Origin of the sequence: Pseudomonas sp. BS3782 TE3695 (assembly GCF_050435305.1) — a bacterium.
GTDB lineage: Bacteria > Pseudomonadota > Gammaproteobacteria > Pseudomonadales > Pseudomonadaceae > Aquipseudomonas.
This window is the reverse complement of record NZ_JBNDKB010000001.1, coordinates 4,853,585-4,869,735: the sequence shown is the minus strand read 5'-3', so window position 1 is coordinate 4,869,735 and position 16,151 is coordinate 4,853,585. Positions and strand designations below refer to the sequence as shown.

General features: G+C 58.4%; 16 protein-coding genes. 12 read left to right on the top strand and 4 right to left on the bottom strand.

Annotation, left to right across the window (positions count from 1 at the left end):
* Nucleotides 1–186: 186 nt before the first annotated feature.
* On the bottom strand, nucleotides 187–546 hold the full coding sequence (locus tag ABH909_RS21910) for a DUF6124 family protein (protein WP_429437033.1): 360 nt from the start codon (nucleotides 544–546) through the stop codon (nucleotides 187–189).
* 733 nt (nucleotides 547–1,279) lie between these two features.
* Here ABH909_RS21910 and ABH909_RS21905 point away from each other — a divergent pair.
* The 5 genes from ABH909_RS21905 to ABH909_RS21885 all read left to right on the top strand — a co-directional run bounded on the left by ABH909_RS21905 (nucleotide 1,280) and on the right by ABH909_RS21885 (nucleotide 5,534).
* On the top strand, nucleotides 1,280–1,465 hold the full coding sequence (locus ABH909_RS21905) for a zeta toxin family protein (RefSeq protein ID WP_429437031.1): 186 nt from the start codon (nucleotides 1,280–1,282) through the stop codon (nucleotides 1,463–1,465).
* Nucleotides 1,466–1,530: 65 nt separating this feature from the next.
* On the top strand, nucleotides 1,531–1,713 hold the full coding sequence (locus tag ABH909_RS21900; protein WP_429437029.1) for a hypothetical protein: 183 nt from the start codon (nucleotides 1,531–1,533) through the stop codon (nucleotides 1,711–1,713).
* Between the two features lie 447 nt (nucleotides 1,714–2,160).
* Entirely contained in the window at nucleotides 2,161–3,903 is a 1,743-nt protein-coding gene (locus ABH909_RS21895; protein ID WP_429437027.1) for an amidohydrolase, read from the top strand.
* Nucleotides 3,904–4,020: 117 nt separating this feature from the next.
* Nucleotides 4,021–4,761 carry a TorF family putative porin gene (locus tag ABH909_RS21890; protein WP_429437025.1) on the top strand — a complete coding sequence of 247 codons (741 nt, stop codon included), beginning with the start codon at nucleotides 4,021–4,023 and terminating at the stop codon, nucleotides 4,759–4,761.
* A gap of 119 nt (nucleotides 4,762–4,880) precedes the next feature.
* Nucleotides 4,881–5,534 (top strand): peroxiredoxin, encoded by a 654-nt coding sequence (locus ABH909_RS21885; RefSeq protein WP_429437024.1) that lies wholly within the window; start codon nucleotides 4,881–4,883, stop codon nucleotides 5,532–5,534.
* Between the two features lie 219 nt (nucleotides 5,535–5,753).
* Here ABH909_RS21885 and ABH909_RS21880 read toward each other — a convergent pair whose 3' ends face one another.
* Nucleotides 5,754–6,251 carry a heme-degrading domain-containing protein gene (locus ABH909_RS21880; RefSeq protein WP_429437021.1) on the bottom strand — a complete coding sequence of 166 codons (498 nt, stop codon included), beginning with the start codon at nucleotides 6,249–6,251 and terminating at the stop codon, nucleotides 5,754–5,756.
* A gap of 10 nt (nucleotides 6,252–6,261) precedes the next feature.
* Complete coding sequence (locus ABH909_RS21875; protein WP_429437019.1) at nucleotides 6,262–7,263, bottom strand: LacI family DNA-binding transcriptional regulator; 1,002 nt, start codon at nucleotides 7,261–7,263, stop codon at nucleotides 6,262–6,264.
* A gap of 202 nt (nucleotides 7,264–7,465) precedes the next feature.
* On the opposite strand from ABH909_RS21875, the gene ABH909_RS21870 reads away from it, so the two are divergent.
* The 4 genes from ABH909_RS21870 to ABH909_RS21855 all read left to right on the top strand — a co-directional run bounded on the left by ABH909_RS21870 (nucleotide 7,466) and on the right by ABH909_RS21855 (nucleotide 12,565).
* On the top strand, nucleotides 7,466–8,632 hold the full coding sequence (locus ABH909_RS21870) for a Gfo/Idh/MocA family protein (protein ID WP_429437017.1): 1,167 nt from the start codon (nucleotides 7,466–7,468) through the stop codon (nucleotides 8,630–8,632).
* Complete coding sequence (locus ABH909_RS21865) at nucleotides 8,629–9,732, top strand: sugar phosphate isomerase/epimerase family protein (protein WP_429437014.1); 1,104 nt, start codon at nucleotides 8,629–8,631, stop codon at nucleotides 9,730–9,732. The genes ABH909_RS21870 and ABH909_RS21865 overlap by 4 nt, the downstream gene beginning before the upstream one ends.
* Nucleotides 9,733–9,781: 49 nt before the next feature.
* Entirely contained in the window at nucleotides 9,782–11,014 is a 1,233-nt protein-coding gene (locus ABH909_RS21860; RefSeq protein ID WP_429437011.1) for a nucleoside permease, read from the top strand.
* Between the two features lie 624 nt (nucleotides 11,015–11,638).
* Nucleotides 11,639–12,565 carry a hypothetical protein gene (locus ABH909_RS21855; protein ID WP_429437009.1) on the top strand — a complete coding sequence of 309 codons (927 nt, stop codon included), beginning with the start codon at nucleotides 11,639–11,641 and terminating at the stop codon, nucleotides 12,563–12,565.
* Here ABH909_RS21855 and ABH909_RS21850 read toward each other — a convergent pair.
* Entirely contained in the window at nucleotides 12,535–13,395 is an 861-nt protein-coding gene (locus ABH909_RS21850; protein ID WP_429437006.1) for a CAP domain-containing protein, read from the bottom strand. The genes ABH909_RS21855 and ABH909_RS21850 overlap by 31 nt on opposite strands.
* A gap of 261 nt (nucleotides 13,396–13,656) precedes the next feature.
* Here ABH909_RS21850 and ABH909_RS21845 point away from each other — a divergent pair, with 261 nt between their 5' ends.
* The 3 genes from ABH909_RS21845 to ABH909_RS21835 all read left to right on the top strand — a co-directional run bounded on the left by ABH909_RS21845 (nucleotide 13,657) and on the right by ABH909_RS21835 (nucleotide 15,973).
* Nucleotides 13,657–14,469 (top strand): AraC family transcriptional regulator, encoded by an 813-nt coding sequence (locus ABH909_RS21845; protein WP_429437003.1) that lies wholly within the window; start codon nucleotides 13,657–13,659, stop codon nucleotides 14,467–14,469.
* Nucleotides 14,470–14,559: 90 nt separating this feature from the next.
* Entirely contained in the window at nucleotides 14,560–14,946 is a 387-nt protein-coding gene (locus tag ABH909_RS21840; protein ID WP_429437001.1) for a cupin domain-containing protein, read from the top strand.
* 205 nt (nucleotides 14,947–15,151) lie between these two features.
* Nucleotides 15,152–15,973 carry a MinD/ParA family protein gene (locus ABH909_RS21835; protein ID WP_429436998.1) on the top strand — a complete coding sequence of 274 codons (822 nt, stop codon included), beginning with the start codon at nucleotides 15,152–15,154 and terminating at the stop codon, nucleotides 15,971–15,973.
* Nucleotides 15,974–16,151: the final 178 nt, after the last annotated feature.

Here is a 16,151-nt window from a genome sequence, read left to right as displayed (position 1 = left end):
CTGTGGCGAGGGAGCTTGCTCCCGCTTGAGTGCGTAGCACTCACAAAAATCGGCGATTGTTATCAGATTTTGGGGCCGCTACGCAGCCCAGCGCGAGCAAGCTCGCTCGCCACAAAGGTAAGCATTACTGAAGCGTCTCGCTTAAGTGAACAGCCTCGCTCCTACAGAGGAATGGAGCTCACAGTTCTAAGGCGTAGCAATTTTATCCAGCACCCGGTTCGCCGTGATCTCCGCCACCATGATGCTGTTCGAAATGCCCAGCAGGGCGTAGCGCGACTCACCCTCCAGATGATCCACCAACTGATGGACCATCACATCGACCGAGGCCAGCGTCTCGACCAAAAAAACCGCCAGGGTTTCGGCTGTGGCCTGTGGGTCCACGGAGAACATCGTGCTGGGTGTACGCGCGGTGGCTTTGATGTCGGCATTCGACGGGAAGTGGAAGTCGAGGGCGCGTTCGGCGGCCTCGTTGAGTTTTTTTGAATCGAGAGATTCGTAGGGGGATGCCGGGTCTGTGACCGGCGGGTTCGGCGTTATCTTGAACATATTTCGTGCTCCAAAGTAGTGGAGCCGTCACCGAGTCGCTGCTAAACGAAGGGTGGCAGCTGTGCGCAGGTTAGCAGACCGGGGAGACACGAAACCGGCGCGCCCGAGGGCGCCCTGCGCACAGCTACCATGAAGTGCAGCATGAAACTACCGGACTGTCTGGAATGCAAATGCGCTTCGTATCACCACGGGCTGCTAAACCCGATCACTGAGGATCAGTGACGCGAATCAAGTTACCGAGTGACCCCAAGGCGCACAAGCCGGCGGATTCTGGTGCAGCCGTAGGCAACGGCGCAAGGTTTTGTAGCTTGCAGGACGTAACCATGGGGATGCTTAAACAAGCGATCTCGGGCGACGTTGAATGATCTTGTACGTGCGTCCTACAGGAGGTGGAGCCTTGAAAACGGAGGACGCATCTGACGTATGTTTGAAGTGGGTCATCGCAAGTGTGGTGGCTAGCGTAGAACTGGCCGCCACCTTTGCCGCCTACATCCCGTCACTCCACGAAGCCCCGCGGGTCATCGGTAAGCGTCTTGCAGTCATTGGAAATGGGTATGGTGGAGGTCAAGCAACATATTGAAACGAGCAAGCAGCTGATGGGGGATCTTCGCAGAATTGGTCCAAAGACGTCGTCGGAATCGGCGGGTGGGCGTCACTGGGGGTCGTACAGGCAGGCGGATGGTCTAGAGGCGATCTAAGTGTTAGGTTGAGCCAAACGAATTGCGAGCTTCAAATGACCCCCGAAGAAAAAGCGACAGAAGAGGCTGCCTTTGCGTTTGCTCGGGCCAATAGGGCTTCTCTTGCAAGGGCAATTGCTGACACCAGCATCTTTCCACCAGAGGATTCCCCTATAACGGTTTTTATGGCCGGGTCGCCCGGGGCTGGAAAAACTAGGCGATGTGACCGTCGACCAGATTGACCACCTGATACCTGAGACCTATGATCATCTTGAGCTTGTTGAGCTCCTAACCGAGGCAGAGAAAAATGAGTGCAGCTAAGACCGGAAAATCCAGTCCTTTGGCTGAATTTTTCTGCAAGGCTTCCCCCGAAACCAAGCGGGACGTATTTTTAATGGCGATGTCTAAAGCGATTGCCTCTCAGCGTGACGTGCTGGATAAGGCGGAAGCTATCAAGATGGCGCGAAAAACCGAGAAGGCTTCTGCCTAAGGCGAATGTGTCATTGATCAAAAAGCCCAGCGATCCGCTGGGCTTTTTCATTTCTGGGGATTCGTACAGGCGAGAAGGGTCAACCTAAGCCACGGCCAGCAGCTTCGCGAGAAGGGAAACTCTCTACAACAGACCCATCAATCTGCTTGCGAACGTCAGGCCACATCATGTTGATTGTGCCGCTGTCTTCGCGAGCAATCCGCTCCCACAGGCTCCGCCGCTCTGCAGATCGGACGCCGGTCACTTAATTGCTCACCCCTCCTCATTTGTAGAGGTCCATCCGACGCTTGCGCCCTATAGGGTAGGCCTGCACATCAGAGGCTTGCGGCCGTCTGTTCGGGACACTGCCTGAGCGCGGCCAGGACGCCGATCGTTGGGCTCGATCCACAGGCGTTGTCACAAGCTTCCCCCATCCCGAATCGCCCGATAAAAACAAGAGAGTTTCCGATGCGACTATTCATCCCCAACCTGTTGGCCGCAGCCCTGGCCCTTTCCTCGGCGCAGGCCATGGCCGCTGCTGATCTTGTGCTGTTCAACGGCAAGGTCTTTACCGCCGAACCCGGTCAAGGGCTGGTTCAGGCCGTGGCGGTGCAAGACGGCAAGATACTTAAAGTGGGCAGCGATGCCGAGATCAACGCCTTGGCCGATGCCCAGACGCAACGAATCGATCTGGCGGGCAAGGTGTTGATGCCTGGAATGATTGATACCCATAGCCACCCGATCGTTGCGGCCTTCAACAGCCAAGGCGCCAACCTGTTGGATGAAGTAAAGCCGTTGCCGGAGCTCGAGCAATGGGTGATCGAGCAGGATGAAGCGGGGCGAGCACGGGCCGGTGACGTGATCAGCATTGCCGGGGTGAGTTCGGCCTATTGGGAGAAAAGCCGCGAGCTCGGTCAGCGTTTCAATCAGGGACGCTGGGCGGACCAACCGGTGGTTCTCAGCGGAATTGACGGCCATACCGGCTGGGCCAACAACGCGATGCTCAAGCGTCTGAAGATCGACGCGGCATTGGTAAAAGGTCTGTCGGAACAGGATCGCAGTTTCGTAGGGCACGAAGCGGACTTCACCCCCAACGGGTATTTTGCCGAGTCGCGCTGGGACAAGGTACGCAGTCAGATCCCCGCGCCCGGCAACGAGGTCATGCTCAAGGCTGCCCGCGAGGCGGTGAAGGTTAATAACCAATATGGCGTTACCGCCTGGATGGACGCGGCAGCGAATGCCGGAAGTGGCGATTCGCTGCTCGATTTCCAGGCCACCGAGCAGAGTTACGGTGTTCTACCGCTTTACCGCGAACTGGCGCAGAAGGGCGAACTCAATGCCCACGTCGCGGCGCTGCTGCTGGCCAACCCCAAAAGCCGGCCGGCCGATCTGGAAGTGCTGGCCAAGGTGATGAAGAAATTCGAGGGCGTACCCAACCTGAGTTTCCCGGGCATCAAGGTCTTCGCTGACGGCGTCCTGGAGTTTCCAGGGCAGACGGCCGCAGTGATCGTTCCGTTCACCAACAGTCAAAAAAACGGTCAGTTGCTGATTGATCCGGCGCACTTTGGTGAGTTGGTAGTCGCGGCGGAGAAGCGTGACTGGATTGTGCACACCCATGCGGTCGGTGACCGTGCCGTACGTGAGTCGCTCAATGGTGTTGAATACGCGCGCAAACTCAATCCGACACCGATGGCCCACAGCATCACGCACCTGCAACTGGTCAATCCCAAGGAGTTCCCGCGCTTCAAGCAGCTTGGCGTGATCGCTTCCATGCAGCTGCTGTGGGCTACCGGCGAGTCTTACACGGTGGAGTTGGTCAAACCGTATATCAGTGCGTTTGCTTACGGTTACCAGTATCCCGCCAGGTCCTTGCATAACGCCGGTGCGGTCATCGCCGGTGGCAGTGACTGGCCGGTGTCCAGCCCCAACCCATGGAACGCCATCGCTCAGGCCAGCACGCGCAAAGGGCCGCTGGGTGTGTTGAATGCCAATGAAAGCATTGATCGCCAGACCATGTTCTATGCCTACACCCTCAATGCCGCCAAAGTCCTGCGGCTGGAGCAACAGATTGGCTCGCTGGCGCCCGGCAAACAGGCCGATCTGATCATCCTCGACCGCGATGTGTTCAAGGTTAGCGACGACGAACTGTTCAACACCAAGGTCTTGAAGACGTTCTTCGCTGGCAAGCAAGTTTACGCGCCCGCGTCCTGACCACTGACCGCTTGCCGGCAGCCCCCAAAAATAAATGCTCCTGCTCCTCGCATAGCGAGGGGCCGGGCAACGCCGTGCCCGACATCACCCGCTGATCCATAAAAATAAGAGACCTGTATGAACGTACGCTCAGCATTGACCGTTGCCAGCCTTGTATTGGCGCCCCTGACCAGCCAGGCACTGACGCTTGACGATAACTTCAGCCTGGACCTGACTCTGGGCGTTTTCAGTGACTATCGCTCCCGTGGCATTTCGCAAACCCTGGGGGACCCGGCGGTTCAGGCCGGCGCCACGCTGGTGCACAGCAGCGGCTTGTACATTGGCGCCTGGACCTCGAATGTCGATTTCGGCGGCCCCTACAAAACCCGGCAGGAACTCGAGTACTACGCGGGCTACTACTGGCAGGCGAGCGAAGCAATCAGTCTCGATCTGGGCTACATCAAATACGACTATCCAAAGGAAGGCCAATTCAACATGAGTGAGGTCTACGCCATCCTTGACGTTTATGGCGTTAAGCTCAGTGCCAACTACTCAAACGATACGCCGAACTTCTTTGGTGAGGACCAGGACACTCTTTACACCTACCTCAGCTACAAAGTCGAATTGCCGGCCGAGCTCGGCCTGGACCTGCGCGTGGGGCGCAACGATGTCAAAGACCCGGCTTTCTGGTCCGCCAACGGTGAAAGTCGCGATGCCTACACCGAGTGGGAAGCCAAACTGACCCGTGATTTCGTCGGCGTGACCTGGGGCCTGAGCTACATCGATACCGACCTGTCGAAAAGCGAATGCGCGAGCTGGTACGGCTATGACGATCTGTGCACGGCCACCGTGGTCGCCAGTGCCAGCAAGGCCTTCTAAGCCCGCGTGCTCAAGCGTCTCCTATACTGATCCGCGTTGACAGGTTCAACACAGATCCCGAATGCCGCTGGAGCAGCAGCCAGCGGCTTCCCTACGACTCAACAGTAAGGAGAACGAACATGGCAATCCGTATTGGCGACGAAGCACCGGACTTTACCGTCGAAAGCACCGAAGGCCCGCTGCATTTCCACGAATGGATCGGGGACAAGTGGGCGATTCTGTTCTCGCACCCCAAGGATTTCACCCCGGTGTGCACCACTGAGCTTGGCTACATGGCTGGGCTCAAGCCGGAGTTCGATAAACGCAACACCAAGATCGTCGGGCTCAGCGTCGACCCTGTCAGTAATCACCAGAGCTGGGCCAAAGACATCGAAGAGACCCAGGGGCATGCGGTCAACTATCCGATGATCGGGGACGAGAATCTGGTGGTGGCGAAGCTCTACGACATGATTCATCCGAATGCCAGTGGCGGCGCACGGACTGCTGTGGACAACGCCACGGTGCGTTCAGTGTTCATCATCGGCCCGGACAAAAAGGTCAAGGCGATGCTGATTTACCCGATGAGTGCTGGGCGCAACTTCGATGAAGTGCTGCGTCTGCTCGATTCTCTGCAATTGAACGCCAAGCACACCGTCGCCACCCCGGTGAACTGGCGCCCGGGCGAGGATGTGATCATTCCCACTTCGGTCTCCGACGAGGACGCCAGGAAGAAATATCCGGATGGCTTCAAGACGCTGAAACCTTATTTGCGCACGGTGGCGCAACCGAAGTAACCGATCCGTCCAGTCAGTTAAGCGTGATACTGAACTTGTGGCGAGGGAGCTTGCTCCCGTTGGACTGCGAAGCAGTCCCCCTCTTTTTGGTGATAAGGGGGGCCGCTTCGCGACCCAGCGGGAGCAAGCTCCCTCGCCACAGGTTACTCATCGCTTGTTCTATCTCTTAACTGACTGGCACTAGAGCAAGCCCGCTCCCACAACCCGCGTGCGGCGGGGCTACTCGTCCTCAAGCGCAAGTTCGCTCGGGTCGGCCCCACACATCTGTGCCAACACCTGAACCACCAAAGCATGATCCTCACGCTGGGGCAGCCCTGAAACGGTGACGGCGCCAATGCATCCCACGCCTTTGACCGATATCGGGAAGCTGCCGCCATGATCGGCGTAATCACGCAGGGGCAACCCCATCAAACTTTCGAGTGAATCGCCCTGAAGCTTGAAGGACCGGCCTACACGGTACGAGCTGAGTTCCATCAGTTCCACGACATTTCGCTTACGTCGTGCCCAGTCGGCATTGCTGGCAGAGGTTCCCGGCATCGAATAGAAAAACACGGTGTCCCGCGCCAGCCTGACCTCAATCGTGGTGGACACGCCTTGCTCCTCGCAGGCGGTTTTCAAACGGGTGCCCAAGTCCCAGGCCGTCTCTTTATCGAAGCGCTCAAACTTCAGGGTTTCTTCCTGGAGCGCGATACGTTGCAGGTCGGTTTTGATGTCCATGGTTTCTCCCTCATCCCTTTCGGGCGGTCGTACTGTTACGCACGGTTAATGTGAACGGCAGCACCACATGGCGGTCCGGGATGGGTTTTTTTTCGATGAGGGCGATCAGCATTTCAACGGCTTTTTGGCCAAAGATTTCGGCGGGTTGCGCGATGGTCGTCAACGCTGGATCACAGTAGGCCGCGAACGGAATGTCATCGAAACCGACCAACGAAATATCGTCGGGTACCCGCAAACCCTGTTGCTTGATGCGCTTCAACGCACCGATCGCCATTTCATCGTTCTCGCAAAAGAATGCGGTCGGACGGTCGGGCAATTCCAGCAGCATTCCCGCACCATCAAAACCGGCCTGCAATGTGAAGTCGCCGTGGCAGATCAATTGCGTGTCCGGGGCGATACCGGCCTGGAGTAATGCATCTTGATAACCGGCCACTCGGTCGCGTGTGAGCGGGCTGCTTTTCGGGCCTTTGATCAGGCCGATCCGGCGATGGCCCAGATCGATCAGATGCTCCGTCATGGCTTTGGCCGCCGCCCGGTTGTCGAGGCTGATGGTCGGATGCCGCCCGCCTTGAATCACCTCACAGGCGTTGACCAAGGGCAGTGATTCGCCATGGGGGAAGGGTGATTCAAAAGGGTCGTAGGCGCGCAACTGAATCACGCCGTCGGCCTGGTGGGCGTACACCAGCGCGGCAAACTCCCGTTCGATTTCCTCGCGGCCCTGGGTGTCGCACAACAGCAGTCGATAACCGGCCGCCTGCGCCGCCTGTTGGGCACCGCTGATCACCCGTGCGAAAAACGTGTTGGCGATGGCCGGGACCAGAATCACCAGGTTGCCGGTTCTGCGCGAACGAAACTGCACGGCCATGAGGTTCGGCCGGTAGCCGGCCTGTTCCACGGCTGCGTTGACCTTGTCCCGGGTGTCGGGGAGTACGCGCTCGGGCGACTTCAGCGCTCTGGACACGGTGGCCACCGAGACGCCGGCCAGCCGGGCTACTTCACGGATATTGGACAAGACGACCTCGTTATCGAACCGACAGATGTACACGTGGCCGGCGAGCTTACCGCAGTCCGGCCGTGCGCTGAAATGAGCTTCATTTTTAATCCCGGGTTTGACACTGGAAGTAACTGAGCCTAAATTTCCGGCATGATGTAACCGGTTACATCATAGTCAAACCTCGAGCGTTAATCCGCCCCGAACAAGAGAAAAATTCGCGATGAATGGTGCAATGGCAAAAATAAGAATGGGGTTTGTCGGCGGCGGCGAGGGCGCCTTCATCGGCAAAGCCCACCGCCAGGCCGCCGGCCTCGATGGTCGTTTTGAACTGGTGTGCGGTGCATTCAGCCGAGACGCCCGCAACAATCATGACACCGGCGCCGCGCTGGGATTGTCCGCGTCACGCTGCTACAGCGACTGGCAACAGATGCTGGCCAGCGAGCGCGCACTGCCTGCTGACGAGCGCATGGAGTTGCTGGTCATCGTCACGCCCAATCACTTGCACGCGCCGATTGCCAGCCAGGCCCTGAGCGCGGGTTTTCATGTGTTCAGCGAAAAGCCCGCGGCACTGAATCTGTCTGAACTGCTGGCGCTCAAGGCCGTGGTGAAAAGCAGCGACCGCCTCTACGGATTGGCCCACACGTATCTGGGTTATCCGATGGTCTGGCAGGCACGCAAGATGGTGCGTACCGGCGTGATCGGCGCAGTGCGCAAGGTCATCGTCGAGTACCCGCAAGGCTGGCTGAGCCGGGATGTGGCCGGGCAGGGCAACAAGCAGGCGAGTTGGCGCGATCAGCCCGAGCAGTCCGGGTTGGGCGGCTGCATTGGCGACATCGGCACCCATGCCTTTTCACTGGCCGAATTCGTCGCGGACCAACCCATCGAGCAGGTGTGCGCAACCTTGGGTTCGCACGTTGCCGGGCGGCAACTGGACGATGACGCGGCAACGCTGTTCCAAATGGCCGCCGGGGCCAGCGGGGTGTTGATCGCCAGCCAGGTCTGCGCCGGCGAAGAGAACCCGTTGAAGATCCGCGTCTATGGCGACAAGGGCGGGCTGGAGTGGCGTCAGGAAGAGCCCGCGAGCCTGATCCATCGTTCCCTCGATCAACCGTTGAGCATCCTTCGTTCCGGTGTCGGCCAGCCCTGGTTATGCGAGGCCGCCAGCCAGCGCATGCGGTTGCCTGCCGGGCATCCTGAAGGTTATCTCGAGGCCATGGCCAATCTCTATGGTGATTTCGCCACCGCGATCCGCAGCAACGTCGAAGGCAACGATGCCCCCGGCGTGCCAGGTATCGACGTCGGATTGCGTGGCATGGCGTTCATTGAGGCCGTGATCGCCAATCATCGCGGCGACGCGAAGTGGACCCCACTGGTCTGCAACCCATGAATCCGGAGAACCCTCCCGTGAACCAAACCTCCCCAGCACCGGCAGGCCTGCGCGGCCCGGGCATTTTTCTCGCGCAGTTCATGTCCGCCGAAGCGCCTTTCGACACGCTCGCCAACATTGCTCAGTGGGCTGCAGCGCAGGGTTACAAAGCCATTCAATTGCCGACCCTGGGCACGCAGTACATCGACCTGGCTCGCGCCGCCGACAGTCAGGATTACTGTGACGAATTGAAAGCCGTTTGCGCCCAGGAAGGTATCGAAATCAGCGAATTGTCGACGCATCTACAGGGGCAACTGGTGGCGGTGCATCAGGCGTTCGATACGTTGTTCGATGACTTTGCCCCCGAGCATTTACGCGGTCAGCCTCAGGCCCGCACCGAGTGGGCCATCGATCAATTGAAGCTCGCCGCCCGTGCCAGCCAACGCTTGGGGCTGAAGGCGCACGCGACGTTTTCCGGTGCGCTGCTATGGCCCTACGTCTACCCGTGGCCGCAACGCCCGAGCGGGCTGGTGGAGCAGGGTTTTGCCGAACTGGCCAGGCGCTGGTTGCCGATCCTCGATTGTTTTGAAGAGGCCGGCGTCGACCTCTGCTACGAGATCCATCCCGGTGAAGACCTGCACGACGGTGCCTCGTTCGAGCGTTTCCTTGAGGCCGTCGATCACCATCCGCGCGCTGCGATTCTCTACGATCCGAGCCACCTGCTGCTTCAGCAAATGGACTATCTGGGCTTCATCGATCGCTACCACGAGCGCATCCGCATGTTCCACGTCAAGGACGCCGAGTTCCGGCCCGATGCCCGTTCGGGTGTCTATGGCGGTTATCAAGGTTGGGTCGATCGGCCTGGCCGCTTCCGTTCCTTGGGCGATGGGCAGATCGATTTCAAATCGATTTTCAGCAAATTGACGCAGTACGACTTTGCCGGCTGGGCGGTTCTGGAGTGGGAGTGTTGCCTGAAGGATTCGCAGCAGGGCGCCGCAGAAGGAGCGGCGTTCATCCGGCAGCACATGATCAGCAAAACCCGAAAGGCGTTTGACGACTTCGCCAGCGTGGCGTCCGACGAGCGTTTCAATCGACGGCTATTGGGTTTGCCTGACGCCTGAAAAATCTGTTCTTTCTCCCCCCAAAAAAAACAATAAGACGGTGATTGATATGACCATGATGAGTGCGCGATTAAGCGTAATGATGTTCCTGCAGTTCTTTATCTGGGGCGGATGGTTCGTAACCCTCGGTACCTTCCTCTCCAGTAACCTTGGGGCCAGCGGCGGGCAGATCGGCATGGCGTTCTCGACGCAGTCCTGGGGGGCGATCATCGCGCCCTTTGTCATCGGTTTGATTGCCGACCGCTACTTCAATGCCGAGCGCATTCTTGCGGTGTTGCATCTGATCGGCGCGGTGTTGCTATTACAACTCTATCGAGCGCCTGACTTCAGTGGGTTTTACCCGTTCGTGCTGGCCTACATGATGATCTACATGCCGACGCTGGCGTTGGTGAATTCGGTGGCGTTCCGGCAGATGCGTGACCCGGCCCTGGAGTTCTCGCGGATTCGGGTGTGGGGCACCATCGGCTGGATCGTGGCGGGCGTGGTGATCAGTTTTGTGTTTGCCTGGGATTCGCAACAAGCGATCTCATCCGGTGGCTTGCGCAACACGTTTCTGATGTCGGCCATCGCCTCATTCGTTCTGGGCATCTACAGCTTCAGCCTGCCGCGCACCGCGCCGCTCAAACCTGAGCCGGGCAGTGTCGGCTTAAAGCAAATACTGGGGCTGGACGCCTTGGTTTTGTTGAAGGACCGCAGTTATCTGGTGTTCTTCATCGCGTCTATTTTGATCTGTATTCCGTTGGCGTTTTATTACCAGAATGCCAACCCGTTTCTGGCGGAAATCGGCGTGACCAATCCAACCGCCAAGATGGCGATCGGGCAAGTCTCGGAAGTGCTGTTCATGTTGCTCCTGCCGCTGTTCATCCAGCGTTTCGGCATCAAGATCGCGCTGTTGGTGGGAATGCTGGCGTGGGCGTTGCGCTACCTGTTATTCGCCTACGGCAACAACGGAGACCTCGCTTTCATGTTGTTCACCGGCATCGCCTTGCACGGCATCTGCTACGACTTCTTCTTTGTTTCGGGGCAGATCTACACCGATGCCAAAGCCTCGGAGCGTTTCAGAAGCTCCGCGCAAGGCTTGATCACCCTCGCGACGTACGGCTTGGGCATGCTGATTGGCTTTTGGGTGGCCGGGGCGGTCACCGATCACTATGCGTCGGCTGACAGTCATGAATGGAAAAGCATCTGGCTGTTCCCGGCAGGGTTCGCGCTGGCGATATTTTTCTGTTTTTCGCTGGCCTTCAAAGGGCGGCAAAGCGTGGCAGCGCCGTCGAGTATTTGAATCTTGCCCGAATACCGACGGAACCTGTGGGAGCGGGCTTGCTCGCGAAAGCGGTGGGTCAGGCGACATCAATGTTGATTGTGCCGCCGTCTTCGCGGGCAAGCCTGCTCCCACAGTGGTCGGTGTTGTTCGCAAAGTTTGTGTACGTCGCCAATCTCTTGTGGGAGCGGGCTTGCTCGCGAAAGCGGTGGGTCAGGCGACATCAATGTTGATTGTGCCGCCGTCTTCGCGGGCAAGCCTGCTCCCACAGTGCACAGTGGTCGGTGTTGTTCGCAAAGTTTGTGTACGTCGCCTATCTCTTTGTGAGAGCGGGCTTGCCCGCGATGGCGGTGGGTCAGGCGACATCAATGTTGATTGTGCCGCCGTCTTTGCGGGCAAGCCCGCTCCCACAGTGGTCGGTGTTGTTCGCAAAGTTTGTGTGCGTCGCCTATCTCTTTGTGAGAGCGGGCTTGCCCGCGATGGCGGTGGGTCAGGCGACATCAATGTTGATTGTGCCGCCGTCTTCGCGGGCAAGCCTGCTCCCACAGTGCACAGTGGTCGGTGTTGTTCGCAAAGTTTGTGTACGTCGCCTATCTCTTTGTGAGAGCGGGCTTGCCCGCGATGGCGGTGGGTCAGGCGACATCAATGTTGATTGTGCCGCCGTCTTCGCGGGCAAGCCCGCTCCCACAGTGGTCGGTGTTGTTCGCAAAGTTTGTGTACGTCGCCTATCTCTTTGTGAGAGCGGGCTTGCTCGCGAAAGCGGTGGGTCAGGCGACATCAATGTTGATTGTGCCGCCGTCTTCGCGGGCAAGCCTGCTCCCACAGTGGTCGGTGTTGTTCGCAAAGTTTGTGTACGTCGCCTATCTCTTTGTGAGAGCGGGCTTGCTCGCGAAAGCGGTGGGTCAGGCGACATCAATGTTGATTGTGCCGCCGTCTTTGCGGGCAAGCCCGCTCCCACAGTGGTCGGTGTTGTTCGCAAAGTTTGTGTACGTCGCCTATCTCTTTGTGAGAGCGGGCTTGCTCGCGAAAGCGGTGGGTCAGGCGACATCAATGTTGACTGTGCCGCCGTCTTCGCGGGCAAGCCCGCTCCCACAGTGGTCGGTGTTGTTCGCAAAGTTTGTGTACGTCGCCAATCTCTTTGTGGGAGCGGGCTTGCTCGCGAAAGCGGTGGGTCAGGCGACATCAATGTTGACTGTGCCGCCGTCTTCGCGGGCAAGCCCGCTCCCACAGTGGTCGGTGTTGTTCGCAAAGTTTGTGTACGTCGCCAATCTCTTTGTGGGAGCGGGCTTGCTCGCGAAAGCGGTGGGTCAGGCGACATCAATGTTGATTGTGCCGCCGTCTTCGCAGGCAAGCCTGCTCCCACAGTGGTCGGTGTTGTTCGCAAAGTTTGTGTACGTCGCCAATCTCTTTGCGGGAGCGGGCTTGCCCGCGATGGCGGTGGGTCAGGCGACATCAATGTTGATTGTGCCGCCGTCTTCGCGGGCAAGCCCGCTCCCACAGGTTTTGCGTTTAATCGACTGGGGTTATGGAACGCAGCTTACTCAAGGCGCACCAAACAGCATCGTCCAATAAACACCTTTATCGCTGCGCGAATCGGCGGCATAGGCTGCGCCCACCTGGGTAAACATCGGGTTCATCAGGTTGGCGCAATGCCCGGGGCTGGCCAGCCAGCTGGCCATCGCTTTGTTCGGTGAACTTTGCCCGGCGGCGATGTTTTCGCCGATCTGCCGGCCTCGATAACCGGCGGCTCTGGCCCGATCCAACGGCATATCACCGTCGGGATCGCGGTGGGCGAAGTAATTGCCGTAGGCCATCGCCTTGCTGTGACCTTGCGCAGCGGCGCCCAGAGCGGCATTCCAGGTCAACGGTCGTGCGGCGGCAAAGCGTTGACGCCCGCATATGCGCGGCTTGGCCCGTGCCGCGTTGACCTGTGCCAGCAACGCCTTGCCCGCTGCTCGCGAATCACCGGCACGTCCGTCTAATACCGGTTGCGCCAGCACTATCTGCCATTCGCTGCGGGCGCGAGTGACGCCGATGTCGGCGAACTGAGTATCGAGCAGCACCCCGCAATAGTCGCTCTCAAGCATGTCAAACGCCTCATCGGCATCTTGCGCGCCGACCACGCGAAGGGTGCGCACCGTCACCGCTTGATAGCCGTTGGCCTTCAAGGCACTGCGCAAACCGCCGCCATAGCCGACTGGCAAGGCCAGGTTCGATTTCAGTGACAGCGGCCGCAACGGCTTGACCGTACGCCCTGCGCAACGATCGGGATCGGCGCGATAATCGTTGATGACCTCCACCAGTTGCCGCTCTCCACTGGCATGGGCAGGGCTGACGAGCAACGGGAGCAAAGGCATCAGACACAGCGAGATAAAGCGACAGCGGCGGACGGTTGGGCGCATGAACGAACAACTCTGATGAGAAGACGACAATAAAGTGGGACAGGGACGAGCAATGACCGTACGAGTGCTTCGCAGGCGAGCATCTTTTACGGCACGGCTAAGACTGCGGGCCTGAAGACTGGTTCACGAAGGGAGAAGACAAATTTGGCGGCGCCGCCGTGGGGGCTGATTCAGGTTTTCCCGTGTCAGTACGCTGGGGACATCGGACTCGCTGGCTGGCTGGCTGGTACCGTACTGACATCATTCAGGTGGTACAGGGACATGACGAAAACCAGGGGCGACAAGGATTGGGTAAAGCACTCGACGCAGCCATTGAAGATGGAACGCATCGAAGCCTTTTTCGGTGGCCATGGGTTTACGCCGCATCGTCACGACATCTACGCCATCGGACGAACGCTGTCGGGTGTACAAAGCTTTCAGTACCGCAACACCAAACGTCACAGCCTGCCCGGGAAAACCATCGTTTTGCATCCCGACGAGGTGCATGACGGGGAAGCCGGTACCGAAGCGGGTTTTCATTATCGGATGATCTACATCGAACCCGCTTTAATTCAGCAAGTATTAGGCGGCAAGCCCTTGCCTTTCATCGAGGGTGGTCTATCGAGCGACCCACGGCTTTATGCGGCGACCCAGGTGCTGCTGCAAAACCTCGACGCTTATATCGAGCCCCTGGAAGAAGACGATGCCATTTACGATCTCGCGCAGGCGCTGGATGTGACCTCGGGGCGCCGCGGGGGGCGCAAGTCGTTTGACTTTGTAGCGGCCGAACGCGCCCGTGCGCTGATTCATGAGTCGCTGGATCGCGTCATCACCCTGGAGGAATTAGCGCAGGCCAGTGGTCGCGACCGCTGGAGCCTGAGCCGTGATTTTCGTGTGCTGTACGGCACGAGCCCCTATCGATACATGACTCAACGACGTCTCGATCTGGCAAGAGCGTTAATGTTCGCGGGGCACTCGATGGCGGAAGCGGCCGTCTGCGCAGGTTTTTTCGATCAAAGCCACATGACGCGTCAATTCGTCCAGAGCTACGGCGTTTCACCCGGTCGATGGATGAAAAGGCTGGGCCTTGTTTAATGGCGTTCGACTTGCACAATCATGCAATACGCAGTGCTGATCCTCTCCTAAAGTCAGACCTCGATAACGTGTCTAGTGAGGGCGATTCAAATGCATTCCCAATCCGGCGTGACAACCTGCACCGTGATTAACTTTGCCGAAAAATTTGCGTTGTTCAGCGAGCAATGGAAGCCCAAGGTCATTGCCGAAATGAACGACTACCAGTTCAAGGTGGTGAAAATCGAAGGCGATTTTGTCTGGCATTCCCACGCCGACACCGATGAAACCTTCATCGTCCTTGAGGGTGAGCTTCGCATTGATCTTCGACAGGGCGCCGTGGTGGTCAGGCAGGGAGAAATGTACGTCGTCCCCAAGGGCGTCGAACACAAGCCTTACGCCGAGCGAGAGGTAAAGATGTTACTGATCGAGCCGCGTGGCGTGCTGAATACCGGTGATCAGGACGGAGAAAGAACCGCGATCAACGATGTATGGGTTTAGCCTCTATCGGCACGTCTTCCAGCAAGCATTGTCATTCTCTGAATCAACCTATTAGCAGCGTTTTCGTTAAATCAGTCGATGGCGGGTAGCGAAGTGCCTCTCGTCGGAAGACAACGCGGCTATTTCGCGCTTTTCAGCTATTCTTCCGGCATCTGGACGGTGGCCATGACGTACTGGCACACGATGCGCAAGGAAGGAAGACAAAATGGATGATGTGCATTGCGTGCAGGTTATCGCTGTGACTGGCGGTAAAGGTGGCGTGGGCAAGACAACGGTGGCGGTCAATCTTTCGTTGGCGCTGGCAAAAATGGGGCGCCGCGTTGTATTGCTCGACGCGGATCTGGGCCTGGCAAATATCGATATTCTGTTGGGGCTGACGCCGCGCTACACGCTGGCCGATGTCATCGAAGGGCGTTGCGAGCTGTCCGACGCGCTGTTGCCTGGACCTGGCGGCATTCGTGTGGCCCCGGCCTCTTCGGGCTTGCAGAGCATGATTCATCTGGAGGCGGCGCAATACCGTGCGCTGATCCAGTCCTTTAGCGATATTGGCGACAAGCTGGATGTGCTGGTAATCGATACCGCCGCCGGTATCGGTGGTTCAGTGGTCAACTTCATCCGCGCGGCCCAGGAAGTGATGGTGGTCGTGTGCGATGAACCCACCTCGATCAGCGGCGCCTACGGGCTGATCAAACTGCTCAACCTGAACTACGGTCTGCATCGTTTTCGAGTATTGGTCAACATGACGGGCAGTCCGGCGGAAGGCCGCAATCTGTTTGCCAAGCTGGAAAAGATCACCGACATGTTCCTGGATGTCTCGCTGCAATACGTCGGCGCGATACCCCACGATGAATGTGCGCACAAAGCCGTGCAGAAGGGGCGTGCGGTGTTTGAAGCCTTCCCCCGTTCCAAATGCGCGCAAGCCTTCCAGGCCCTGGCGCGCAACGTCGACACCTGGCCATTGCCGACGCATCCGAGAGGGCATGTGGAGTTTTTTGTCGAGCAACTTGTGCAGAATTCGGGGAGGTGAGCCGCAAGACCTTGTGATGTTGTTCACTTCAACGCTCATCAGTCATACCTGCCTTTGTGGCGAGCGAGCTTGCTCGCGTTGGGCTGCGCAGCGGCCCCAAAAATCTGACAACTTTGCCGATTTTTGTGAGTGCTGCGCACTCAAGCGGGAGCAAGCTCCCTCGCCACAGGTTTCTCAC